The 22,838-nt window shown below is 62.3% G+C and carries 20 protein-coding genes, 1 tRNA gene, 1 pseudogene and 1 riboswitch; of the genes and pseudogenes, 6 read left to right on the top strand and 16 right to left on the bottom strand.

Annotated features, from left to right (window positions below; translation table 11 throughout):
• Positions 1–135 precede the first annotated feature (135 nt).
• Positions 136–1,287, top strand: coding sequence for a ceramide glucosyltransferase (locus JN279_RS37795; protein WP_096453427.1), 1,152 nt, complete (start codon positions 136–138; stop codon positions 1,285–1,287).
• Positions 1,288–1,320: 33 nt separating this feature from the next.
• On the opposite strand, the gene JN279_RS37790 is transcribed toward JN279_RS37795, so the two are convergent.
• The gene (locus tag JN279_RS37790) at positions 1,321–2,511 is read right to left on the bottom strand and encodes an O-succinylhomoserine sulfhydrylase (RefSeq protein WP_096453429.1); all 1,191 of its coding nucleotides are present in this window, start codon (positions 2,509–2,511) and stop codon (positions 1,321–1,323) included.
• Positions 2,512–2,567: 56 nt separating this feature from the next.
• Positions 2,568–2,645: riboswitch (SAM riboswitch) on the bottom strand.
• 99 nt (positions 2,646–2,744) lie between these two features.
• Here JN279_RS37790 and JN279_RS37785 point away from each other — a divergent pair.
• Positions 2,745–3,839, top strand: coding sequence for a 2'-deoxycytidine 5'-triphosphate deaminase (locus JN279_RS37785; RefSeq protein ID WP_096453431.1), 1,095 nt, complete (start codon positions 2,745–2,747; stop codon positions 3,837–3,839).
• An 89-nt stretch (positions 3,840–3,928) separates the two neighbouring features.
• Positions 3,929–4,126: pseudogene (locus JN279_RS37780) on the top strand (transporter substrate-binding domain-containing protein); the annotation flags it as partial.
• Between the two features lie 123 nt (positions 4,127–4,249).
• Here the strand turns inward: JN279_RS37780 and araD1 are convergent.
• The 4 genes from araD1 to chvE all read right to left on the bottom strand — a co-directional run bounded on the left by araD1 (position 4,250) and on the right by chvE (position 9,509).
• A complete protein-coding gene (araD1, locus tag JN279_RS37775; protein ID WP_096453433.1) occupies positions 4,250–5,242 on the bottom strand; it encodes an AraD1 family protein in 993 nt (330 codons plus the stop codon).
• 194 nt (positions 5,243–5,436) lie between these two features.
• On the bottom strand, positions 5,437–6,723 hold the full coding sequence (gene mmsB / locus JN279_RS37770; RefSeq protein WP_202351673.1) for a multiple monosaccharide ABC transporter permease: 1,287 nt from the start codon (positions 6,721–6,723) through the stop codon (positions 5,437–5,439).
• Complete coding sequence (gene mmsA / locus JN279_RS37765) at positions 6,720–8,252, bottom strand: multiple monosaccharide ABC transporter ATP-binding protein (RefSeq protein ID WP_096453437.1); 1,533 nt, start codon at positions 8,250–8,252, stop codon at positions 6,720–6,722. Before mmsA ends, mmsB begins: the two co-directional genes overlap by 4 nt.
• Positions 8,253–8,438: 186 nt before the next feature.
• On the bottom strand, positions 8,439–9,509 hold the full coding sequence (chvE, locus tag JN279_RS37760) for a multiple monosaccharide ABC transporter substrate-binding protein (protein WP_027060955.1): 1,071 nt from the start codon (positions 9,507–9,509) through the stop codon (positions 8,439–8,441).
• Between the two features lie 312 nt (positions 9,510–9,821).
• Here chvE and JN279_RS37755 point away from each other — a divergent pair, with 312 nt between their 5' ends.
• Complete coding sequence (locus JN279_RS37755; protein WP_096453439.1) at positions 9,822–10,811, top strand: LysR family transcriptional regulator; 990 nt, start codon at positions 9,822–9,824, stop codon at positions 10,809–10,811.
• A 136-nt stretch (positions 10,812–10,947) separates the two neighbouring features.
• Here JN279_RS37755 and JN279_RS37750 read toward each other — a convergent pair whose 3' ends face one another.
• Positions 10,948–11,202: a hypothetical protein gene (locus tag JN279_RS37750; RefSeq protein WP_202351672.1), complete on the bottom strand. Its 255-nt coding sequence runs from the start codon at positions 11,200–11,202 to the stop codon at positions 10,948–10,950.
• Positions 11,203–11,545: 343 nt separating this feature from the next.
• Between JN279_RS37750 and JN279_RS37745 the strand changes: the two genes are divergently transcribed.
• A complete protein-coding gene (locus tag JN279_RS37745; RefSeq protein ID WP_202351671.1) occupies positions 11,546–12,307 on the top strand; it encodes a Stf0 family sulfotransferase in 762 nt (253 codons plus the stop codon).
• Positions 12,308–12,384: 77 nt separating this feature from the next.
• On the opposite strand, the gene JN279_RS37740 is transcribed toward JN279_RS37745, so the two are convergent.
• The 9 genes from JN279_RS37740 to JN279_RS37700 all read right to left on the bottom strand — a co-directional run bounded on the left by JN279_RS37740 (position 12,385) and on the right by JN279_RS37700 (position 21,166).
• Positions 12,385–12,458 (bottom strand) — tRNA-Gly (locus tag JN279_RS37740).
• A 98-nt stretch (positions 12,459–12,556) separates the two neighbouring features.
• Positions 12,557–14,443 (bottom strand): acyltransferase family protein, encoded by a 1,887-nt coding sequence (locus JN279_RS37735; RefSeq protein WP_202351670.1) that lies wholly within the window; start codon positions 14,441–14,443, stop codon positions 12,557–12,559.
• Between the two features lie 214 nt (positions 14,444–14,657).
• Complete coding sequence (locus tag JN279_RS37730) at positions 14,658–16,148, bottom strand: hypothetical protein (RefSeq protein ID WP_096453445.1); 1,491 nt, start codon at positions 16,146–16,148, stop codon at positions 14,658–14,660.
• Positions 16,149–16,197: 49 nt separating this feature from the next.
• Entirely contained in the window at positions 16,198–16,617 is a 420-nt protein-coding gene (locus tag JN279_RS37725; RefSeq protein WP_244734341.1) for a GtrA family protein, read from the bottom strand.
• A 74-nt stretch (positions 16,618–16,691) separates the two neighbouring features.
• Positions 16,692–17,717 (bottom strand): glycosyltransferase family 2 protein, encoded by a 1,026-nt coding sequence (locus JN279_RS37720; protein WP_096453449.1) that lies wholly within the window; start codon positions 17,715–17,717, stop codon positions 16,692–16,694.
• A gap of 108 nt (positions 17,718–17,825) precedes the next feature.
• On the bottom strand, positions 17,826–19,256 hold the full coding sequence (locus tag JN279_RS37715; RefSeq protein WP_096453451.1) for a sensor histidine kinase: 1,431 nt from the start codon (positions 19,254–19,256) through the stop codon (positions 17,826–17,828).
• Positions 19,253–19,927: a response regulator transcription factor gene (locus tag JN279_RS37710; protein ID WP_096453453.1), complete on the bottom strand. Its 675-nt coding sequence runs from the start codon at positions 19,925–19,927 to the stop codon at positions 19,253–19,255. Before JN279_RS37710 ends, JN279_RS37715 begins: the two co-directional genes overlap by 4 nt.
• Positions 19,928–19,970: 43 nt before the next feature.
• Positions 19,971–20,363: a hypothetical protein gene (locus JN279_RS37705; protein ID WP_096458502.1), complete on the bottom strand. Its 393-nt coding sequence runs from the start codon at positions 20,361–20,363 to the stop codon at positions 19,971–19,973.
• Positions 20,364–20,548: 185 nt separating this feature from the next.
• Positions 20,549–21,166, bottom strand: a complete 618-nt coding sequence (locus JN279_RS37700) for an outer membrane protein (protein WP_096458505.1) — start codon at positions 21,164–21,166, stop codon at positions 20,549–20,551.
• Positions 21,167–21,642: 476 nt separating this feature from the next.
• Here JN279_RS37700 and JN279_RS37695 point away from each other — a divergent pair, with 476 nt between their 5' ends.
• Positions 21,643–21,906, top strand: a complete 264-nt coding sequence (locus JN279_RS37695) for a DUF6460 domain-containing protein (protein WP_095198509.1) — start codon at positions 21,643–21,645, stop codon at positions 21,904–21,906.
• A gap of 4 nt (positions 21,907–21,910) precedes the next feature.
• Here the strand turns inward: JN279_RS37695 and JN279_RS37690 are convergent, their stop codons facing one another.
• A complete protein-coding gene (locus tag JN279_RS37690) occupies positions 21,911–22,813 on the bottom strand; it encodes a histone deacetylase family protein (protein WP_096453455.1) in 903 nt (300 codons plus the stop codon).
• Positions 22,814–22,838: the final 25 nt, after the last annotated feature.

Below are 22,838 nucleotides of genomic sequence, written 5' to 3'. Positions count from 1 at the left end.
CAGGTGCCGGCAAAGAATGTCATTTAAGTGACACATGACAATGATGGTGTGCACCAACCGAGCGACTCGGCGCTCTGTCGAACTGTTGAAAACGGCCACGATGCTGGCTGTCTTTTCTGGAGTGACCAGATCTCGATGGAACTCACTCTTATAGCCGCCTCGCTTTCGACTGCTCTTATCCTTTCAAACGCCGCCAGTATCCTGCTCGCCGCTTCACAACTGAAACAGCGCACTACCATCGCACGGCCAGCCGGCAAATCGCCGCCGGTGTCGATTGTCATCCCGTCGCGCGGCGTCGAACCGTTCACGCATGAGACACTGGAGCGCGCCTTCTCGCTCGACTGGCCGCGCTACGAGCTGATCTTCTGCGTCGCCCATGCCGACGATCCGGTGGTCAGTCTGATCAGACAAGCCATCGCCCGCTTCCCAAAGGTGCCGGCCCGGCTGTTGATCGGTGACGACCGCGTCAGCGCCAATCCCAAGCTCAACAATTGCGTCAAGGGCTGGGAAGCCGCGCGGCACAACTGGGTCGTCCTGGCCGACTCCAACGTGCTGATGCCGAGAGACTACATCCAGCATCTGATGGCGGCGTGGCGGACGGATACCGGCCTTGTCTGCTCGACGCCGATTGGCTCACGGCCGGACGGCTTCTGGGCCGAGGTCGAATGCGCCTTCCTCAACACGCTGCAGGCGCGCTGGCAGTATGCCGGCGAGGCGCTCGGCCTTGGCTTTGCCCAGGGTAAGAGCATGCTGTGGAACAAGCCGATGCTGGATGCCAATGGCGGCATTGGAGCGCTGGCCGCCGAAATCGCCGAGGACGCCGCCGCGACCAAGCTGGTGAACAGCCTTGGCCTGCGCGTCAATCTCGTCGCCGCACCCTTCGAGCAGCCGCTCGGCCGGCGCAGGCTTGGCGAGATCTGGTCGCGCCAGGCCCGCTGGGCGAGGTTGCGCCGCGTCACCTTCCCGCTGTTCTTCGCTCCCGAGATCCTGACCGGCGCGGTGGTGCCGCTGGCGCTTGCGCTGGTTGCGGCTGCCGGCGCCGGCTTGAGCCTGCCGCCAACGGCCATTGGCGTGCTGGCGGCCTTCTACCTTCCGGAATGTGCCCTGGCCTGGTCCAAGGGCTGGCACCTGTCGCCGCGCTCGGTCGCGGCAATCGTGGCGCGCGACCTGATCCTGCCGGCGATGTGGGCACGCGGCTGGCTGGGCGGGGCCGTCGACTGGCGCGGCAATGCGATGACCATCGGAACCAAGGCGGCCGAACTGGAAGAGACGCCGTCGCGCGCCTGATCTTGGCGGCTCAGCGACGCGACCTGGACGCTCTTACTTGGCGGCCTTCAGCGCCTGCGCGATATCCTCCAGCAGATCGTCGGTATCCTCCAGACCGACCGACAGCCTGAGCGTGCCTGGTCCGATGCCGAGTTCGGCGCGTGCCTCGTCGCTCAAATTCTTGTGCGTCGTCGTCGCCGGATGGGTGATCAGGCTCTTGGCGTCGCCAAGGTTGTTGGAGATCAGCACGATGTCGAGCGCGTTCTGCAGCGCGAAGGCCGCCTGCTTGCCGCCCTTGACGTCGAGGCAGATCAGCGTCGAGCCGCCCGACATCTGCTTCTTGACGATATCGGCCTGCGGATGGTCGGCTCGGCCGGGATAGATGACGCGGGCGATCTGCGGCTGCTCGGCGAGGAAATCGGCCATCTTGCCGGCGCTCTCCGTCTGCTGGCGCACGCGCAGCGGCAGCGTCTCCAGGCCCTTCAGCAGCGTCCAGGCATTGAAGGGCGACAGGCTGGGGCCGGTGTGGCGGAAATAGTCGTGCAGGTTCTCGTCGATCCACTTCTTGTCCGAGAGGATGACACCGCCGAGACAGCGGCCCTGGCCATCGATGTGCTTGGTCGCCGAATAGACGACGATATGCGCGCCAAGCTGCAACGGCTTCTGCTGCAAAGGCGTGGCGAAGACATTGTCGACGACAAGCCGTGCGCCGATCGAGTTGGCCAGCGAAGCGACAGCGGCAATGTCGACCACTTCCAATGTCGGGTTGGTCGGGCTTTCCAGGAAGAACAGCTTGGTGTTTGGCCTGACTGCCTTTTCCCAGTTGGCGATGTCGGTGCCGTCGACCAACGTCGCCTCGATGCCGTAGCGAGGCGCCAGCGTTTCGACCACCCAGCGGCAGGAGCCGAACAGCGCGCGCGCCGCCACGATGTGGTCACCGGCCTTGACGCTGCACAGAAGCGCCGCCGTTACCGCCGCCATGCCCGATGCCGTGGCGCGTGCGTCCTCGGCGCCTTCCAGCGCGCACATCCGCTTTTCGAACATGTCGACGGTCGGATTGGCGTAGCGCGAATAGATGAAACCGGGTTCCTCGCCTTTGAAACGGGCTTCGGCGGCCTGGGCTGTCTGATAGACATAGCCCTGGGTCAGGTACATCGCCTCGGAGGTCTCGCCGAAGCCGGAACGCAGGGTTCCGCTGTGCACGAGGGCTGTCTGAGGCTTCCAGTTGCGCTTCTTGCTGCTCATCGCTCTTGTTCCAGACACAAAAAAACCGGCCGCGAAAGTCGCAACCGGTCCATACGGCCTCGCGGCCAACGGTCCTTTAGCGACTTGTTTAACGTGGCTGCAAGCCGACCGGCCAAATCACCACGGGATAACGACCCTTTAGACCCGTACCACGCTTGCGTCAATTGCCGGCTTCATTAAGAGGTTTGTACCAAGCAGGTTTCGCCAAAAGCCTGCCCTCTAGGAGCGAAGCCTTGCGGCAGACAGGCATTCTTCCCGATCAGGATATTGCGGCGCTGTTCCAGTCCGGCGCGCTGAAGTCGCCGCGCGCGCTCGATGCCGACCAGATCCAGCCGGCCAGCCTCGACCTCAGGCTCGGCGACAAGGCCTGGCGGGTGCGCGCCTCCTTCCTGCCGGGTCCGAACCACAAGGTTTCGGAAAAGCTCGACAGGCTGAAGCTGCACGAGATCAATCTGGCCGAAGGCGCGGTGCTGGAGACCGGCTGCGTCTATATAGTGCCGCTGCTCGAAAGCCTGGCATTGCCGGCCGAGATTTCCGCCTCCGCCAATCCGAAGAGCTCGACCGGACGGCTCGACATCTTCACCCGTGTCATGACCGACCGTGGCCACGAGTTCGACAAGATCGCTGCCGGCTACAACGGTCCGCTCTACCTGGAAGTCAGCCCGCGCACCTTCCCGATCGTCGTGCGCACCGGTTCGCGCCTGTCGCAGATCCGCTTCCGCACCGGCAACGCGCTTCTCTCGGAAGCCGAATTGCATGAATTGCATCGCGCGCAGATGCTAGTCGCCACCGAACCGCCGAATATTTCGGGCGGCGGGATCGCGCTGTCGATCGACCTCAATGGCGACAGTGACGGGCTGGTCGGCTATCGCGGCAAGCATCACACCGGCCTTGTCGATGTCGACAAGCGCGCGGCGCAGGATGTCGTCGATTTCTGGGAGCCGATCCACAAGAGCGGCGACGGCGAACTGGTGCTCGATCCCGACGAGTTCTACATCCTCGTCAGCCAGGAAGCGGTGCATGTGCCGCCGCTCTATGCCGCCGAGATGACGCCCTTCGATCCGCTGGTCGGCGAATTCCGCGTCCATTACGCCGGCTTCTTCGATCCAGGCTTTGGCCATTCAGCGGCCGGCGGCACCGGCAGCCGGGCGGTGCTTGAAGTGCGCAGCCACGAAGTGCCGTTCATCCTCGACCATGGCCAGATCGTCGGCCGGCTGGTCTACGAGCACATGCTGAAGCGGCCGCAGGCGCTTTACGGCACCGATCTTGGCTCCAACTACCAGGCGCAGGGCCTGAAACTCTCCAAGCATTTCCGCGCGGCGCGCTGAACCCCGATTTACCGCGTACTTGCCCGCGCTGCGCATCATACTTGGCTGGCTTGTCGATCGCAGCGATGCGGGGCTCAAGGGACAAGAAAATGCAGATTTCAAAATGGATCCTATCGGCGGCAGGCGCTGCCATGTTGGCGATGGCTGCCGGCTCTCTGACGGCGCAGGCCGCCGAGAAATTGAAAATCGGCACCGAGGGCGCCTATCCGCCGTTCAACACCATCACCTCGGACGGCAAGGTTGTCGGCTTCGATATCGACATCGCCAATGCGCTGTGCGCGCAGATGGCGACCTCTCCCTGCCAGTAGCCAAGAATAGCCTGCAGTCAAAGTTATCGATTGAGACGCTGGCGGGACAGCGCCCCCTCTGGCCTGCCGGTCATCTCCCCCACAAGGGAGGAGATCACGCTCTCACAGCGCCTTCACCGCCACCTTCACCGGCTTTTCGATCTCGAGCGGGTTGCGCAGCGGCAGGCCGAAATCCCCGGCCTCGATCTCGAACACATCGCCGGCCTCGGTCTTGATGCCGTCGGCGAAGGACAGCGTCGCCGTGCCGAACATATGCACATGCACGTCGCCCGGCTGGCGGAACGCCGAATATTTGAAGTGATGGTGTTCGAGATTGGCAATGGTGTGCGACATGTTTGCTTCGCCCGACAGGAACGGCTTCTCCCACAGCGTGTTGCCGCCGCGCACGATGCGCGAGGTGCCGCGGATGTCGGAGGGCAGGTCGCCGATCAGGATCTCCGGGCCGAACGAGGCGTTGCGCAGCTTGGAATGGGCGAGGAAGAGATAGTTCACGCGCTCGGTTACATGGTCGGAAAATTCATTCGACAGGGTGAAGCCGACACGGAAGGGGGCGCCGTCATCGCCGATGACATAGATGCCGGCGATTTCAGGTTCCTCGCCGGCGTCCTTGGCGAAGGCCGGTGACAGCAGTGCGGCACCCGGCGCCACGGCCATCGTGCCGTTGCCCTTGTAGAACCATTCCGGCTGCACGCCGACCTGGCCTTTGGCGGGCTTGCCGCCCTCCAGCCCCATGCGGAACATCTTCATGGAATCGGTGAGCTGTTCCTCGCCATCGGTGCTGAGCTTCTTGTGCATGGAATCGCGCGTCGCCGCCGAGCCGAGATGGGTCAGTCCGGTGCCGGTCAGGTGCAGGTGAGCAGGATCGGGGTGATTGATCGGCGACAACAGCCGCCCCTTCTTGTAGGCGGCATCGAGATCGATCGTCTCGCCGAGCCCCTTGCGTTCGATCAGGGTGGCGAGGCCGACGCCGGTGCGGGCAGCCTCCATCGCCAGAGAGTAGACGCTGCGGGCGCCGTTGATGATCCGGGTCTTGCCGCCATTGCGGGCAACGACACGGATGGTCTCGGCGTCGTCGAGAATCTGCGAGATCAGCATGATCAGTCCTCTCTCATGTGTGGTTGCCTCTTGGCAAACCTTAACCTGCGCGGCTCGGACCTAGCCGCGCCACGGGTGAAATTCTTCGTCCGGATTGCGCTCGCGGGCTTGATCCCCTGGGGGGATTTCTTGATGCCGACAACTCGCCGGCAGCGCCGCGATCGTATGCCTCCTACTTGCCTCGCCTAAGCCTGTCAGGCCTTGTTCTTGTTGTAGACGTCGAAGATCACGGCGCCGAGCAGCACCAAGCCTTTGACCACCTGCTGCCAGTCGACATTGACGCCCATGATCGACATGCCGTTGTTCATCACGCCCATGATGAAGCCGCCGACCACGGCGCCGATGACCTGGCCGACGCCGCCCATTGCCGAGGCGCCGCCGATGAACACGGCAGCGATGACGTCGAGCTCCGAGCCGAGACCCGCAGCCGGCACGGCCTGGCCAAGACGCGCCGCGATGATCAGACCGCCCAGCGCCGACAGCACGCCCATATTGATGAACACCCACAGCGTCAGCCGCTCGGTGTTGATGCCCGACAGCTGCGCCGCCTTGGGGTTGCCGCCCATCGCATAGATGCGGCGGCCGATGGTCATGCGCTTGGTGACGAAGACGAACAGCGAGATCAGCACGCCCATGACGAGCAGCACCACCGGCAGGCCCCTGTAACTGGCGAACTCATAGACCAGGAACAGGGCCAGGGCGCTGGCGACCAGCGTCTTGACGACGAACAGGGGGAAGGGCTCGGCTTCATAGCCATGGCGCTCGCGCTTGCGCCGGGTGCGAAGCCCGAAATAGGCATAGGCCACCACGGCGATCACGCCGAGCACCACCGTCGTCATGTGCAGCGTCAGACCGCTGCCCAAGATGGTCTTGCCGGCGGCATTCACCGTCGGCGGGATCAGCGTCAGGGGGCCGATCACGTCCGGAATGAAGCCGGAGCTCAGTGCCTTGAAGTCGTCCGGAAGAGGCCCCACCGAGGATCCGCCGCCCAGCAGCGCCTGACAGATGCCGCGGAAGATCAGCATGCCGGCCAGCGTGACGATGAAGCTCGGTATCCGGTGATAGGCGATCCAGTAGCCTTGCGCCGCGCCGATCAGGCCGCCCACGATCAGGCAGAGGATCGAAACCACCAGCGGATTGCTGAGCGGTCCGAGCTGCCAGATGACCATCATGTTTGCCGCCAGCGCGCCGATGAAACCGGCGACCGATCCGACGCTGAGGTCGATATAGCCGGAAACGATGACCAGCAGCATGCCTAGCGCCATCACGATGATGAACGAGTTCTGCTGCACCAGATTGCTGAGGTTGACCGGCTTGAACAGCGTCCCCGACGTGGTGAACTGGAAGAACAGCATGATGACGATCAGTGCGATAATCAGACCGTATTCGCGCAGGTTCGTCGTCAGCGCCGAGACGGCGATGGGTGGACGCTGTTCTTCGGCGACGTTGCCCTGCGGGGCGGGGGCAATTTCGGTGCTCATGCTGCTTTTCCTTCTCCGCGAACGATGGCGCGCATTATTTTTTCCTGGCTTGCGTCCGCCGCCGGCATTTCGCCGACGATGCGCCCTTCGTTCATGACGTAGATGCGGTCGGTGATGCCGAGCAATTCCGGCATTTCCGACGAGATGACCACGATCGCCTTACCTTCCGAGGCAAGGCGCGCGATGATCGTGTAGATTTCGTATTTGGCGCCGACATCGATGCCGCGCGTCGGCTCGTCGAGGATCAGCACTTCCGGGTCGGCGAACAGCCATTTCGACAGCACCACCTTCTGCTGGTTGCCGCCGGAAAGATTGCCGGTCATCTGATAGACGCTCGAAGCGCGGATATTGGTCTTCTTGCGATAGTCGTTGGCAACGGCAAGCTCGCGCAAATCGTCGATCACGCTGTGACGCGAGACGCCGCCGAGATTGGCGAGCGTTATGTTGTGCTTGATATGGTCGATGAGGTTGAGACCGTAGGTCTTGCGGTCCTCGGTCACGTAGGCGATGCCGTGTTCGACCGCCTTGCTCACCGTCGACACGTCGATCGGCTTGCCCTTGAGCAGCACCTCGCCGGTGATGCGGCGGCCATAGGAGCGGCCGAACAGGCTCATGGCGAATTCGGTGCGGCCGGCGCCCATCAGCCCGGCTATGCCGACCACCTCGCCCTTGCGCACGTTGATGTCGATGCCCTTGATCACCTGCCGCTCGGCATGGATCGGGTGATAGACCGACCAGTTCTTCACTTCGAACACGACCTCGCCGATGTCAGGCTCGCGCGGCGGGTAGCGGTCGTCGAGCGAGCGGCCGACCATCGAGGTGATGATGCGGTCCTCCGAAATGTCCTTCCTGGCCAGCGTCTCGATGGTGCGCCCGTCACGGATGACGGTAACCTTGTCGGCGACCCTATTCACCTCGTTGAGCTTGTGCGAGATCAGGATCGAGGTCATGCCTTGCCGCTTGAATTCGAGCAAAAGGTCGAGCAGCGCCTGGCTGTCCTTTTCGCTGAGCGATGCGGTCGGCTCGTCGAGGATCAGGAGTTTGACTTCCTTGCTCAGCGCCTTGGCGATCTCGACCAGTTGCTGCTTGCCGACGCCGATATTGGTGATCAGCGTCTTGGGGTCCTCCTTGAGGCCCACCTTCTTCAACAGCGCGCTGGTGCGGGCCTCGTTGGCGTCCCAGTCGATCACGCCATATCTGGCATGTTCGTTGCCGAGGAAGATGTTTTCGGCAATCGACAGCATCGGCACCAGGGCAAGCTCCTGGTGGATGATGACGATGCCCTTGTGTTCGCTGTCATGGATGCCTTTGAACTGGCATTCCTGGCCCTGAAAAATGATCTGGCCGTCATAGGTGCCTACGGGATAGACGCCCGACAGGACTTTCATCAGCGTCGACTTGCCGGCGCCGTTTTCGCCGACCACGGCGTGGATCTCGCCTTCCTCGACACTGAGATTGACGTTCGACAGCGCCTTCACACCGGGGAACGTCTTGGTGATGTCGCGCATCTCCAAAATCGTCGAGGTCATCAGATCAAGCTCCCAGACTTTCTTATTTTTACGCAATTCCCAAGGGGAAAGCGCTACGCTTTTTCCCAGGAAAACCGCTGCGCACTTTTCCTGGAATTGCTCTAGGCCGGCAGAAACAATACCGGGGTCGCTTGTGAACGAAAAGGGGCCCTGCGTTGCGCAGGACCCCTGATTTTACAACCGAGATTACTTCAGGTCTTCGGCCTTGATGTAGCCGGAGTCGACGACCAGCTTCTGGTAGTTCGACTTATCGACTTCATGCGGCGTCAACAGGATCGAGGGAACGACCTTGACGTCGTTGTTGTAGGTCTTTTCGTCGAGGCCGTCGGGCTTGCCGCCCGAGAGCACCTTGTCGACCAGCTGGACAGTGGCCTTGGCGAGGTCGCGGGTGTCCTTGAACACGGTCGAGTACTGTTCGCCCGTGATGATCAGCTTGACCGAGGCGGTCTCGGCGTCCTGACCGGTGACGATCGGCCAGGGCTGTGCGTCCGTGCCGTAACCAACGGCGCGGAGCGAGGCGGTGATGCCGCGCGACAGGCCGTCATAGGGCGACAGAACGCCATCGACACGGCTGCCGTCCGAGTAATTGGCCGAAAGCAGGTTGTCCATGCGCGCCTGGGCGGTAGCCGCCAGCCAGCGCAGCGTGCCGACCTTGTCCATGCCGGTCTGGCCCGACTTGATCTTGATCGAGCCATCGTCGATCAGCGGCTGAAGGACGGAAATCGCGCCATTGTAGAAGAAGAAGGCGTTGTTGTCGTCGGGCGAGCCGCCGAACAGTTCGACGTTCCACGGCTTGGTGTTCGGGAAGCGCTCCTTGAGGCCTTTGACCAGCGAATTGGCCTGGATCACGCCGACGCCGAAATTGTCGAAGGTGGTGTAGTAGTCGACATTCTTGGTCTTCTTGATCAGGCGGTCATAGGCGACGACGACGACGCCCGCGTCAGCGGCCTTCTGCAGCGCATCCGACAAAGTGGTGCCGTCGATCGAGGCGATGATCAGCGCCTTCGGGCCCTTGGTGATTTCGTTTTCCAGCTGGCTGAGCTGGTTGGGGATGTCGTCCTGCGCATACTGCAGGTCGACGGTGTAGCCGAGAGCCTCGAGCTGGGACTTGACGGCGTCGCCGTCATTGATCCAGCGCTGCGAAGTCTTGGTCGGCATCAGCACGCCGACAAGACCCTTGTCGGCTGCATGCGCCGAGTAGGTCATGGCAGCGATGCCAAGCGCCGCGACTGCGGCCAGTGTCTTGATGATTTTCACGTAACTCTCCCTGGTTGATGGACGCAGCACCCCGGGGGTCGCGGGCCGCGCAATCGTGCAGAAGCGCCAAGGCACTGCTGCCGTCATATCGATCTCCGGTATCCTCCCATGGCCCCGAGCCGCTGATTTCAATCGATACGATTTTTATCGTCGGCGACCGTTGCGTCTCGGAACGCGCTGACGTTGTGACCCTTTTGCCATAACTGTCAAATGCGATCTTTGATGGTTGCTATACCGAGAGTGGTATATGGTATGAGGCGTCACAGATTGCTGGCAAATGCCAGAGGGTTGCGAGTGGAGGCTGGGAAGACAATGGCGGCGCTACGGAATTCGTCTTCAATTTCAAACGGTTACAATGAAACTCCGGGTGATGGCGAAACCCTGCTGCGCAGTGGTCTCAGCCTGCGTCACATGCGCATGATCGTCGCGCTCGACGACCACGGTCGGGTGAGCGCGGCGGCGCAGGTCATGAACATTTCACAGCCGGCGGCATCGCGCATGATCGCCGAGATGGAGGCGGTGCTCGAGGTCAAGCTGTGCGAGAGGCTGCCGCGCGGCATCACGCTGACGCCCTACGGCAAGGCGCTGGCCAGGCGTGCGCGCTCGATCCTGCTGGAGATGCGCGAGGTCGACCGCGAGATTTCCGAGCTCAAGGCGGGCAAGGGCGGCTCCGTGTTTCTCGGTGCCGTGACGGCGCCGGCGATCGAGCTGGCGGTGCCGGCGATCCGGGAAATCCGCCGCATCTATCCACGCATCGAGATCACCATGCAGGTCGAGACCTCCAATGTGCTGGCGCGCGAACTGATCGCCACGCGCCATGATTTCATTATCGCCCGCATCCCCGACGACCTCAATCCGCGGCTGTTCGAATCGCGTGTCATCGGCGTCGAGAAAGCCTGCCTGATCGTACGCCGTGGCCACCCGCTCACCAGGGGCAGCGTGGTGCGGCTGGAAGACACCGCCGCCTATGACTGGGTCTTCCAGTCGGGCGGCTCGCCCTTGCGCCAGGCGATGGAGAGCAATTTCCTCAACCGCAACATCGCGCTGCCGGACCGGATCCTCAACACCAGTTCGCTGCTCCTGACGCTGGTCATGGTCGCGCAGTCCGACGCCATCGCGCCGGTTTCGGTGCAGGTGGCGAAATTCATCCAGAATCCCGACGGGCTCGCCGGCGCCATCGACGTCGTCCAGACCGAGTTCGACATCGAGGTCAGGCCCTACAGCCTGATCACGGTCAGGAATCGCGTACTGTCGCCGGCCGCCAAGATGCTGCACGATTTCATCCTGCGCGAAGTGGGCTGATGGAACAACAAGTGCACTGGCGCGTTCACGCCCAATCGGCATTCTCGCTGGAGCCCGTTTTGGGCGAGGGAACGAGGTGCCGATGTCAACAACTCGGGAGGTTTTGATGGAACGTCGGTTGTTTCTCACTGGAATGCTAGGCGTTGCGGGGGCTGTGGCGTTTGGGGGCGTAGTCGGACCCGGCCGCGCGGTTGCCGGTATTCCCCAGGGCAACGGAATTCTCGATGAACTGGACAAGCCGGATCCGGCTGTCTTCGAAGGCGATGACGGGGTCGAGGTCGAGCAGGTCTCCCATCGTCGTTGGCATCATCGCTACTACGGAGATCGCTATTATGGAGGCAGACGGCGCCGCCGCGGTTGGAGACGGGTTTGCCGTCGCTATTGGCGCCATGGCCGCCGTCATGTGCGTTGCTGGCGCGAGCGGGTTTGGCTCGGCGTCTGGCTGTGACGAACCGTTGACGAAAGGCCGGCCACCGCAGCGTGGCCGGTATCGTCACTGCGTAGATTTTCAGGATCCAAGGCTTGCGTCTTGCAATCGGTGCCGGGGTTGGCACCGATCATCCAACCGTGACGGAATGGGCCACCCACTTAGCCTAGGATCGGCTGGGTGAAATCATATTAGACTTTACTAATTGATTGCTGTCAGGCAGACCATGCCGAGGGCCTATCAAGGAGCAGAATCATATCCCGTAACGTCGACGACATGTTTACAGACCAGAGGTGATCCGGCCCGCATGAAAGGTGTGGCGATACTGACAGAAGCCCGCAGCGGCTCCGAATGGCTCGGCAGCCTGGCAAACAGCACCGGAACATTGGGGCGGTCGGCCGAATGGCTCGATACGGACACGCTGGGATGCAGGCCGAAATCCTTCGACGAACTCCTGTCCGCCGTGATCGATCGCGGCGGGACCGAAAATGGCAGGTTCGCTGTAAAGCTGTTTCCACGGCACCTTCACTGGTCGCAGGCCAAATATGGAGCCGACTTCCTCGCTGAATGCGTCCGACGCCATGCCATGGGTTTGATCCTGCTGGAACGGCGGGACCGCCTTCGCCAGGCGATCTCCTATTGCCGGGCAAAGGCGTCAGGTCGTTGGAGAAGCACGATGGACGGCGCGGATATGGTCCCGCAATACGACTTCGCCGGTATCTGCCAGGCCTATTTCCTGATTGGGCAGAGCTATGCCTTCTGGGAGGCCTATCTGCACATGGCCGATCTGCCCTACGACCATTTGTTTTATGAAGATCTCCTGGACGACCCTCGTCCTTACGTCGCATCGGTGGCCCGGCAGTTGTCTGTTGAAATGCCAAATGGCGAGTTCAAGACGAATTTGCGCCTACAGCGCGACAGCAGCACCGAAGAGTGGGCCGAGCGGTTCCAGAGCGACGCCAAATCCAAGGGCCTGCTGGCGCATCTCCCCAAGAAGGTGGCGCCGCGAAATATCAAAAACCTCGCCCGGTTCCTTCTCAAGAAGCAGATGCGTATCGGCCAGGCTTAGATATGCCTGACCAATGCCGTGCCGAACCCTGCTATGTGGACATGTTTCCAGCGCCGACCAAATCTTAGGCGAGAGGTTGGAGCGGGTAGCGGGAATCGAACCCGCGCGTTCAGCTTGGGAAGCTGACAGGCTACCATTACATCATACCCGCGCGAGCCCTCGTTACCATGAGGGTCGGCCTTCGGGCAATCGCAAAGCGGCTCTCGAAACACACTCTTTCAGCGGTTCCCTCAGCGCTGGCCCGCGTTTTTATTTTGCCTTCGCGACTTTGTTGCTGGCGGCAAAGCTTGGCCAGTACTTCGAGATGGCGAGCGTCGCTCCGGCGGACGAGAAGTGGCCGTAGTCGAAGTAGAGAAACTGCCTGGTGCCGGCATCGGCATAGGAACAACCGGCCGCGTCGCACAGATAGGCCAGCGGGTCGATGAAATCCGCCCCTTTGACGAATGGCAGCACCTGTTTGTTGATGTCCGGATCCATGGCCATCGGCCAGGATGTGCTCGCGACATGCTCCCGTTTTGCGAAGAAAGCGATTTTCTGGACGTCGGCGATGAATTCCGGAGACTGACCGATGACATAGACCTTGACGCCCATGTCGCGCAGCCGGTCGACCGTCTTCTGCAGGCCGTCGAAGCCTCTGGCCTGGTAGTCGGTCCAGCGGCCGCTCAGGATCACGGCCTGGATGTTGGCCTCGCGGACGATCGACAGCGCCCGTTCGTTGAAGCGTGTGCAGGCCGGCCGAGCATAGGAGAAGTAGCTCAGGTTGGGTGGGCAGCCGGCATAGGTGTACTGGATGACATTGGCCTGGATCTTCTCGGCATTGGCTTCCAGCCCCGACACATAATGCGCGGCGAAGGAATCGCCCCACAGCAGCACATTGGTGGCAAAGCCATGCGTGCGGGTGCAGTCGGCGAGGTTCCAGTCCTCGATTCGATTCGCGCCCTCGTTGAAACAGACGCCGTTGCGCCAGTCGCCCACCAGGACCCGTTGCGTCGAGAAGTCCGGGAACCGTTGCGGAAAACCCTTGCCCAGCACACCGACCACGCCGCCGATGCACAGCAAGGCGATCGCCGTCGCCGAGAAGGCGAAGATCGGCAGCGGGGCGGTGAACGCCCGCTTCTGGCGGAAGGGTTGCTCGACATACTTCCACGAGAATGTCGCCAGGGCGACGCTCGCCACCACCATCGCCATGATCGTCGGCACGTCGATGGCTTTCAGCGAGAGATAGTGGACGAACGAATTGATCGGCCAGTGAACGAGGTAGAGCGAATAGGAGATGAGCCCGACCCAGACCAGCGGGGTGAGCCGAAGCACCTGCGTGGCGACCGGCACCGGCCTGTCGGCGTGGGGCTGGCCCGCATAGATGAGCAGCGCCGTTCCGATGCAGGGAAACAGGGCATTGTAGCCCGGAAACGGATCGCTCTCCGAAATCGTCAGAAAGCCGAAGGCGATCAGGCCAAAACCGGTGAGGCCAATCAGTTCCGTCAGCGGACGGCTGGCAAGCGCCGTCGGCTTTCTCAGCATCAGCATGGCGCCCAGCGCCAGTTCCCAGATGCGCGTCGGCAACAGGTAGAAGCCGGCGGTCGGCGCCAGCGTGGTCGCCATGACCGCCAGGGCAAAGCTGGCGATAGCGATCGGCAGCAATATCGTCAGCCAGCGCTTCGCGGCGTATTGGTAGATCAGATACACCAGGATCGGCGCGAAGATGTAATACTGCTCCTCGACCGAAAGCGACCATGTGTGCAGCAGCGGCCGCAATTCCGCGTCGATGGAAAAATAGTTGGTCGTTTTCCAGAAATAGATGTTCGACCAGAAGGTCGAGGCCGCGATCACGCTCAGACTGTATTCGTGCAGGTCGGACGGCAGAAGGATGAACCAGGCGGCGATGCTCGCAAGCAGGATGACGAAGGTGAGCGCTGGCAGGATCCGCCGCGCGCGGCGCCAGTAGAAGCGGCCGATCGAGAACTGGCCGCGTTCCAGATCGTCGAGCAGGCTGCCGCTGATCAGATAGCCCGATATGACGAAGAAGATGTCGACGCCGGTGAAGCCGCCGGGAATGGCGGACACGCCGAAATGGAAGAGCACCACGGGCAGCACCGCAACAGCGCGCAAGCCATCGATGTCGCGCCTGTAGTTCATTCGGCTGGTCCGTGTGGTGCGGTCGGCGGTATTGGTGCGGCGCAACTTGCTGTGCTGCTCATGCGGCAACGTCCTGATACTGTGAAAAATGCCGGTTCGTTGGTCGCACAGGCTCATCCTCTGTTGCACAACTTTGCTGCACTGCAACATGAGTGTCAAGGCGGGAAAACCGACGGTTCGATTGGCGAACCCGATTGGCACAGGCGCCGAAAAATCAGGCGCCGGGCAGGTAGATCACGGCGTCGTTGTCCGCATAGGCCCGTTTCCAGCCCAACTCAGTGAAAAAGGGAATGCGGGTGTCGTCGGCCGTAAGCAATGCCCAGCCGATGGCATATTTCTTCAACTGGGCCTCGAGCAGCGGTTTTCCGTCGCTGTGCCCCGTCGCGTCGTCGGTTTTCGTGAACCCGCCCAGGAACAACTGGTCCGTCCTGCCGTCGATGTAGGTCTTGATGCCGTGGAAAATCAGCGTGCCGCCGAAATTGTAGGAGTTCAGCACGTTACCTGTGAGCTGGTGATCCCTGGCGAATGCGAGGGCGCCAGTGGCGGATGTCTTTGGGCTCGGCGCCACCTGATAGGCATTGCCGAGGAACACGACCGCGCCGACCAGCAAGACGGCTATGGCGCCGCAGATCATATGGAACCGGCTGGCGAAGAGTTTTTCCAGCCCGTCACGCCTTTCCGCCAACCAGGCCGTGGTCGACAGCGAAGGGTATTGCTGTGCGATCTCGGCCGCGATCACCAGGGGGATCAACAGGAAGGGCAGATACACAAATCGCAGATGGGCGAGATAGACATGCAAGGCGAAAACGATGAATAACGCTTTGGCCCAGCCGATCCGCGGCCTCGATACCAATAGCCCGAACAGCGCCAACAGCATCGCCGCTTCCTGGAAGACCTGCTCCTGGGCATTGAACGCTTGCCACTCCAGGATAAGGGGCACCGCCTCGTTGCCATAGGCCACCGTGAACGTCGCCAGGATGGCTTTCACGCCATAGGGATGCAGCAGGCTGACCAGTGGGCAGAGCAGACCGAAAGCCACCCATTTTGCCAGGATGACGGGTTTCGACAGGCCCGAGCGCGCCAGGAGAGCGAGCCCGGCAAAGGCGGCGATGACGAAACTCAGGGTGAACGTGGCATGCAGGTTGGCCCACAAGACGACAAGTAGCAGCAGCCACAAAGGCGGAGCCTTCTCCTCCTGCGCGGCACGAAACAGCATTGCTGTCCAGACGACGATGATTGGCAAGGTGAAGACGTGGGGGCGTGCCGTGTAGATTGAAGCGATCAGGAAGGCCGCTGCAAAGGCCAGCGCTATCGCCAGTATCGGCTTCAGCCATGCGCTGAGGAACCATGCCATCAGGAAGACGGTCAGGCCGACCGTGGCGATGATCAGCGTGACGACGCCATTCCAGCCGCCCGCACGGTAGGCAAGGGCCAGAAAGACCTGCCCCAGCCATTCCTTGGCGATCCAGGGTTGGCCGGCGAACGTATAGGAATAGGGGTCGACGGCCGGAAACGTCCGGTTTTCCAGGAAGTCCAGTCCGACCTTCACCTGCCACCAATTGTCGGGATCCTGCAGGATTGCGCCGGCAAAGGTGGTGAGCACAGAGGCCACGACACAGGCGCCGAGAAGGCAGAATATCAGCCTGATGCGTTGCGCGTCCCCGAGCGAAGGTGTCGCCGTCGCGATTGCTGTGGCCTGGTTCATGTCGCAGCTCCGGGTGACTGCGTGCCCGTCACAATTGCTGTGGCCCGGTTCATGTCGCGGCTCCGGGCAATTTCGCGTTCGTCACGGCCAGGGTGTCAGGGTCGTCCGCGCCTCCGACAAAGACGAACCGGGCCGAGCCAAGATAAAAGATGATCGAGTAGAGGCAATTTCCCGCCAGATGGACAAACGGGTTCTCGATGAAGCCCGCAGACATGGCGGCGATCACGACGCCCAGATTGGCGCCATAGGCGACGACAAAGGTGATCGCGTATCGTGCGACGGCGCCTGGGCGAAAGCCGCCGGCACGTCCGAACGTCCATTGGCGATTGAGGAAGAAGCCAAGGGTGAGGCCTGCGGCATAGCCTGCCGCATTGGAAACGATATCGCCGAGGCCCAGCGCAAGCCCTGCCAGGATCAGCGAATATCCAAGCGCCGTGTTGAGAAGCCCGACGGCGCCGAAGCGCAACATCCGCCCGATATCAAACGGAAGCGCCGACCACATTCTGCCCACGCCATTCCTGTTGCATCCGCTCGACTTTCGCCTTAGCCACGCGCGGCTCTTTTCGCCATCTCCTGCAGGCGATGGACGGGCAGGTTGCTGTCCTTGGCGGGCTGGTCGCGCGAAACGATTTCGCTGACGAAATAGAGCGGCCGCCGCTTCGTCTCCATATACATGCGGCCGAGATACTCGCCGAAGATGCCGAGCACCAGGAGTTGGACGCTGCCCAGGATCAGCATGATCGCGGCAAGGCTCGTCCAGCCGGGCACCACGTTACCCCTGGACCATTCGAGCAGCGTATAGCCAAGCACGACCAGGCCGAGCAGACCAAACATCATGCCCAGCATCGAGGCAAACCGCAAAGGCACGATCGAAAAGCTGGTCATCGCATCGACCGCCAGCAGAACCATCTTCTTCAGCGGATAGTGTGTGGTGCCGGCAAAGCGCCGGTGCCGCTCGTAAGGGAAGGCGACCTGCTTCAACCCTATCCAACTCACCATGCCGCGAATGAACCTGTAGCGTTCGGGCATCGCGTTCAGATGGTCGAGCGCCCGGCGGCTCATAAGCCGGAAGTCTCCGGAGTCCGGCGCGATCTCGACATCGACCATCCGGCCGAGCAAGCGGTAGAACATCGAGGCGGAAGCCCGCTTGAACCAGCTTTCGCCGTCGCGCTTCACCCTCTGGCCATAGACGACGTCGAAGCCTTCATCCATCTTCGCCATCATCGCGCCAAGCAGTTCGGGCGGATCCTGGAGATCGGCATCGAGAATGAGGATGCGCTCGCCGCGGCAGAACTCCAGCCCCGCGCTCAAGGCGATCTGGTGGCCGTAATTGCGGGCAAGGTCGATGGCGACCACATGGTCGTCCTTTTCGGCCAGTTCGAAAATGGCCTCGCGGGTGCCGTCGGTCGCCCCGTCGATGACAAGCACGATCTCGTAGGAGGGGCTTTGCTCGAGGCATACGGCGCTGACGCGTCGGTGAAGCTCGGCCACGCCGTCGCGCTCATTGTAGCATGGCACGACGACCGACAGCGTGATTGCGCGGTGCGCGCCGATTTTTCCCGTTCCCACCAAAGCCTGGCTCCCGCTCTTGGAATGGCAATAGCGGCAATTGGTTAGAAAACAGATAAGCCAGGGATCGACATGCGGTCATCGGCCGACGCGATGGACTCGGCACGGTCAAGAGCGCACCGGCAATTCCATGCGGATGCGGGCGCCGCGCCATGAACCCGTCAGGATGCGGATCGTGCCGTCATGCAGCAGTGCGATCTGCCGGGCAAGATTCAGGCCCAGCCCCGCCCCGCGCGACTGCGGCTGCAAGCGATAGAAGGGCTCGAAGACGTTCTCGCACTCTTCCGCGGGAATTCCCGGCCCTTCGTCGCGTACCTCGATGCCGCCGGTCCCGTCGATGGCGATCGTGATCGTGCCGCTGCCACCGCCATGCTCGATTGCGTTGCGCACGAGGTTGGCGAGCGCCCGCTCTATCTGCAGCACATTGACCTCTATCCGGGCCTTGTTGGGCGATGGCTCGAAGGCAAGGTCATAGCCGGCCTCGATGGCGAGCGGGGCGAAGTCGGCGGCGACCCGGCTGACGAGATCGTCGAGGTCGACGATCTCGCGCTGGTCCGACGGCCTGTCGAGCAGCTGATGGTCGAGCAGTTGCTGGGCAAGGTGCGACAGGCGCTCGATGTCGCGCAGCAGCCGCGCGCTCTGCGGCTCCTGCTTCAAGAGTTCGGCGCGTGTGCGCAGGATGGCGATCGGCGTGCGCAGTTCATGCGCCGCGTCGGTGAGGAAGCGGTTGTGGCGGTCATAGCCCTGGGCGAGGCGGGCAAGCGCCTCGTTGAAGGCGTGCACCAGCGGCGCGATTTCCTGCGGCACCTGCTTGACCGGCAGTTGCATGGCGCGAGTGCCGATGTCGATGCGCGCCGCTTGGCGGACCGTTTCGACAAGGCCAGCAAAGGAGCGGCGTACCACGGCTGGCGTCGTCACCAGCGTCGTCGCGCCCATGACGAGGATTATCGGCAAAAGCAGGATCGCGATCACGAGCGCGAGTGCCGGCAGGGCGCGCTCCCAGTTCCTGCTGCCGTCCGGATTTCGGGCGACTTCGACGGTGGCCGAAATGTTGATTTCGAGGCCGTCGGTCTGCTGGCGCGACGACTGCGTCGCGGCGATGATCTGCACCGTGCCGGCTCTGGTCGAAGCGTTTTCGATATAGGCTTCCGGCCGCATGTCCTTGTCGGAGAATCCGATCGTGGCATGATCGGCCTCGCCAAGCAGGGCGCCGAAGCTCTTGGTGTAGATGTCGGGTATGTTGCCGGAGCGGACGCTCTCGCCGCTGCCATCGCGAACGATGTACCAGACATTGGGGAAGCCTTCGCGAAACGCGGTGAGTTCTTCCGTATCACGCACGATCAACCTGCCGTCCCTGTCTCGGTCGACGGCATCCTTGACCGCGGCGACGGCGGCCTCGTTGTCGATCAAAAGGCGCGGATTGGCGATCCAAAGGGCTGCCGCGCAAAGCACGATGAAGATCAGCAGCGTCGCCGCCTGCAGCAGGATCAGCCGCCGGACCAGGATCCATTGCAGCGAGCCTGTGCGGACCTTCTTCACGAGGCCGCCCGCAACAGATAGCCGAGGTTGCGGATCGCCCGGATCTCGATGCCGGCGGCGACATCGTCGAGCTTGCGGCGCAGCCGCGAAATGTGGGCATCGAGCGCATTGGAACCGATCTCGTCGTCCAGCGCGTAGACGGCCTCCTCCAGCGCGCTGCGCATGATGGTTCGGCCCGGCCGGCGGATCAGCGTTTCGAGCACCAGCCTCTCGCGCCGGGGCAGATCGAGCGCCTGGTCCTCGACCAGCGCCTCGCGGTGGCGGAAATCATAGGTGAGGCGGCCGACCATCGTCTGGTTGGCGCGGGAAGTGAACGAGCGCCGGTGCAGGGCATGCAGCCGCGCGACCAGTTCCACCGTGGCGAAGGGCTTGACCATGTAGTCGTCGGCGCCGGCATCGAGCCCGGCGACGCGGTCATCCAGCCCGCTCATCGCCGTCAGCGCGATGACGGGCACATCCAGATGCAAGGCACGCAGGCGCGGTATGAGGCTGAGGCCGTCGCCATCCGGCAGCCGGCGGTCCAGCACCACGGCGTCGTGATAGCCCAGACGCGCCACCGCCTCGGCATCGGCCAATGTCGCGGCATGGTCGACGATGATGTCCAGGCGCTCGAGCGCGGCCTTCAGCACGGAGGCCATTTCCGGTTCGTCCTCGATCAACAGGACGCGCATAAATATTCTCCTTTGTCCGCGGCCGGTCGGGGGCCGCGGCCATTCATTCGCATTCCAGCTTGGGCTGGCGGAAATTGGTGATGAACCAGCGGCCGCCGGAAGCGCGGGCGTAGAATGTGTAGAAGCATTCCTGACGCTCGATATAGCCGGGCGTCTCGGTCTCTTCATAGACGGTTCCGTGTTTTGTCTGGCGAACCTCGCCGCTCGATGTCCCGGAAACCGCTGACATCGACACCTTGCGCCACTGATAGGCGCGTTCGCCCTGGCCGAGATCGACGATCGCCGTTGGGGGACCATAATCCAGGACGACCGATTCGACCGGCTGTCCGACATAATTCTTCATGATGTCGGAGGCACAGCCCGCCAGCGCGAGCGCGATTGCGATGAAGACGATCTTCGGAGCCCGTATCAGGAGGCCGGCGCCACGCGTGGTCATATCGGAACAGATTCCCATCATGAAGATTACGCGGGACCTAGATCGCGAAGATTGCATCGACATTGCAACGGGCGCGGAAAGCAGGTCCGGTGCCGAAAAAAGCCGGCCATCCGGTGCCGGCGCGCATCGAAACACAGGGTTTACGCGATGACCCTGCGGCCACCGCGCAATCCAGTTCGCCCGTTCTAGAACCGGTAATTGATGCCGGCCTTCAGTTCATGGCTACCGATCGTCGTCTTGGAGGTGCCAAGAGCCGATGTCGTCTCGACGCCGGGGGTGCGGACATAGTCGTACTCGACCTTGGCGGACAGCCCGCCGGCAAAGCCCTGTTCGATGCCGGCGCCAAGGAGATAACCGACCTTCCATCCGTCGGCGTTGCTGACGTTGTCGCTCTTGTCGAATTTGGTCAGTGCAACACCGCCGGTTCCAAACAGCAGCGTCTGGTCGAAGCTCACGCCTGCCTTGGCCTTGGCGGCCCCGCGCCATTTCTCCTTGATCTTGCCGCCATGGACGTCGTGTTCGGCGCCGCCAAGATAGGAACCCTCAATCTCGGCGCCAAGAACGGCGGGACCCATTTGCTGGTTGTAGCCGGCCTGAACGCCGCCAGCGAAGCCGTTCCGATCAGCGAACGGATTGGGCATCTTCGTGAACGCCGTGCCGCCATGGACGCCGACATAGGCGCCGCTCCACTGGAAGGCGGGGGGATCATTGTAGGTCGGTGAAAGGTCGGCGGCCATCGCCGGCCCGAGAAGGCAGATGCCAAGGACACCGGCCGTCAGGACGATCTTTGCTTGAGAGGACACGAGCATTACTCCAACACAAACGCGCATCCGGCAAATCGGTACGCAGGTTAACTCCCGGGGAGCCTGACCGTTGGGGTGGTCGGGCTCCGATTTGGTGTCTTCCAGGGATGGCTGCACAGTCCTGAAACTGGCGTTCGCCAGCTGTGGTAGGGGGTCAGAGCGCCGCGCAACCAGTCACCTGAAAGACGCCGACTGTCTCGCAGGTGAAAATTGCACGCACATTGCGCAAAATTGAAAAATGACGATTTTGTGCTTTATTTTCAATAAATTAAAATGATCTTGTTTACCCATATTTAAGAATTCGGAACGTGTTCACCACTCGGTCAGATGCTCGAGCAATGCGGACCATGGCAGTCGGCAGGTAGCCGCGGCGTGTCAGGTTTCGCGCACAGACCGTGCTGGCTTGATGGATGGCCGTCAAGCACGTATCTCTGGGCCGTGCCCATGAGTCCGGGCATCTCAATTGGGAGACGGCCTTGTCCGCACTGACGCGCTTTCTCGGCGACTCGCCGCTCAGGGTGATCCTGAAGCTGCTGGTGGTGTCGTTCCTCGTCGGCCTTGTCATGAATGCCTTCGGCTGGTCGCCGATGGATGTGTTCTACAGCATCCAAAGGTTCTTCATCGACCTCTGGAACCTGGGCTTCCACGCCATCGACCGCTTCCTCGGCTATATCCTGCTCGGTGCCGCGATCGTCGTGCCGGCCTTCATCCTGCTCAGGATCGCCAACTATCGGAAGTGAACTGTCAGGTATAGCTGGAGGCGACCTCGAACAGGATGGCGTGCCGCTCCGCAAGGGCGGGCACGTCGGTGGAATAGCCGCCACCGATGACGCCGCAGACCGGAATACCAAGCGCACGAAAATGCCTGATGGCCATCTCATCGCGGGCGCGCAGGCCGTCATCGGAAAGCGCCAGCCTGCCGAGCCGGTCCTCGGCATGGACGTCGACACCCGCATTGTAGAAGACGATGTCCCAGCGCGCCCGTGCCGACAACTCCGGCAGGATGGCGGCCAGCCTTTCGAGATAGGCGGCATCGCCCGTGCCGTCGGGCAGCGCGATATCGAGGTCGGAGGCGATTTTGCGCACAGGGTAGTTGCGATCGCCGTGCATGGAGAAGGTGAACACGCGAGGCTTGTCGCGCAGAATATCCGCCGTGCCGTCGCCCTGATGCACGTCGAGATCGACGACCAGGATGTTTTGGGCGGCACCCTCTGCGAGCAACACCAGCGCGGCGACGGCGACGTCGTTGAAGGTGCAGAAGCCGGCACCTTGCGCGCGCCGCGCATGATGGCTGCCGCCGGCGGTGTTGCAGGCAATGCCGTGGCGCAAGGCAAGCCGCGCCGCCAGCACCGTGCCGCCGGCGGCAAGCTGCGCGCGCAGCGAAACGCGGGGGCCGACCGGAAAGCCGATCTCGCGTTCGATTTTTTCCGGCACCAAACAGCTGATGACCTGGTCGACATAGTCGCCCGCATGGGCAAGTTTCAGCCATGACGCCGGCGCGGGGTCCGCTGTGTTGAGCACCCCGGGACCGGCCAGGCCACGTGCGCGCAAGGCCTCCATCAGCAGCGGATACTTGCTCATCGGGAAGCGATGGTTGGTGGCGAAGCCGGCGTCGTAGTCGGGGTGGTGGACGATCTGCAGGGGCATGAACGGGATCCGGCGGCTTCGCGCC

The organism is Mesorhizobium sp. 113-1-2, assembly GCF_016756475.1.
Taxonomy (GTDB): Bacteria; Pseudomonadota; Alphaproteobacteria; order Rhizobiales; family Rhizobiaceae; genus Mesorhizobium; species Mesorhizobium loti_C.
Note: the sequence above shows the minus strand (reverse complement) of the source record. Positions and strands in the feature narration are given on the sequence as shown.

What these genes read in the sequence shown, in the direction of transcription:
- JN279_RS37705 (WP_096458502.1), bottom strand. Translation starts at nt 20,363, where the DNA reads ATGACCACGCGTGGCGCCGGCCTCCTGATACGGGCTCCGAAGATCGTC.
- JN279_RS37795 (WP_096453427.1), top strand. Translation starts at nt 136, where the DNA reads ATGGAACTCACTCTTATAGCCGCCTCGCTTTCGACTGCTCTTATCCTT.
- JN279_RS37710 (WP_096453453.1), bottom strand. Translation starts at nt 19,927, where the DNA reads ATGCGCGTCCTGTTGATCGAGGACGAACCGGAAATGGCCTCCGTGCTG.
- araD1 (WP_096453433.1), bottom strand. Translation starts at nt 5,242, where the DNA reads ATGCTGATCTCGCAGATTCTCGACGACGCCGAGACCATCCGTGTCGTT.
- JN279_RS37790 (WP_096453429.1), bottom strand. Translation starts at nt 2,511, where the DNA reads ATGAGCAGCAAGAAGCGCAACTGGAAGCCTCAGACAGCCCTCGTGCAC.
- JN279_RS37690 (WP_096453455.1), bottom strand. Translation starts at nt 22,813, where the DNA reads ATGCCCCTGCAGATCGTCCACCACCCCGACTACGACGCCGGCTTCGCC.
- mmsB (WP_202351673.1), bottom strand. Translation starts at nt 6,723, where the DNA reads ATGAGCACCGAAATTGCCCCCGCCCCGCAGGGCAACGTCGCCGAAGAA.
- JN279_RS37735 (WP_202351670.1), bottom strand. Translation starts at nt 14,443, where the DNA reads ATGAACTACAGGCGCGACATCGATGGCTTGCGCGCTGTTGCGGTGCTG.
- JN279_RS37725 (WP_244734341.1), bottom strand. Translation starts at nt 16,617, where the DNA reads ATGTTGCGCTTCGGCGCCGTCGGGCTTCTCAACACGGCGCTTGGATAT.
- JN279_RS37730 (WP_096453445.1), bottom strand. Translation starts at nt 16,148, where the DNA reads ATGAACCAGGCCACAGCAATCGCGACGGCGACACCTTCGCTCGGGGAC.
- JN279_RS37755 (WP_096453439.1), top strand. Translation starts at nt 9,822, where the DNA reads ATGGCGGCGCTACGGAATTCGTCTTCAATTTCAAACGGTTACAATGAA.
- mmsA (WP_096453437.1), bottom strand. Translation starts at nt 8,252, where the DNA reads ATGACCTCGACGATTTTGGAGATGCGCGACATCACCAAGACGTTCCCC.
- JN279_RS37750 (WP_202351672.1), bottom strand. Translation starts at nt 11,202, where the DNA reads ATGGCGCCAATAGCGACGGCAAACCCGTCTCCAACCGCGGCGGCGCCG.
- JN279_RS37745 (WP_202351671.1), top strand. Translation starts at nt 11,546, where the DNA reads ATGAAAGGTGTGGCGATACTGACAGAAGCCCGCAGCGGCTCCGAATGG.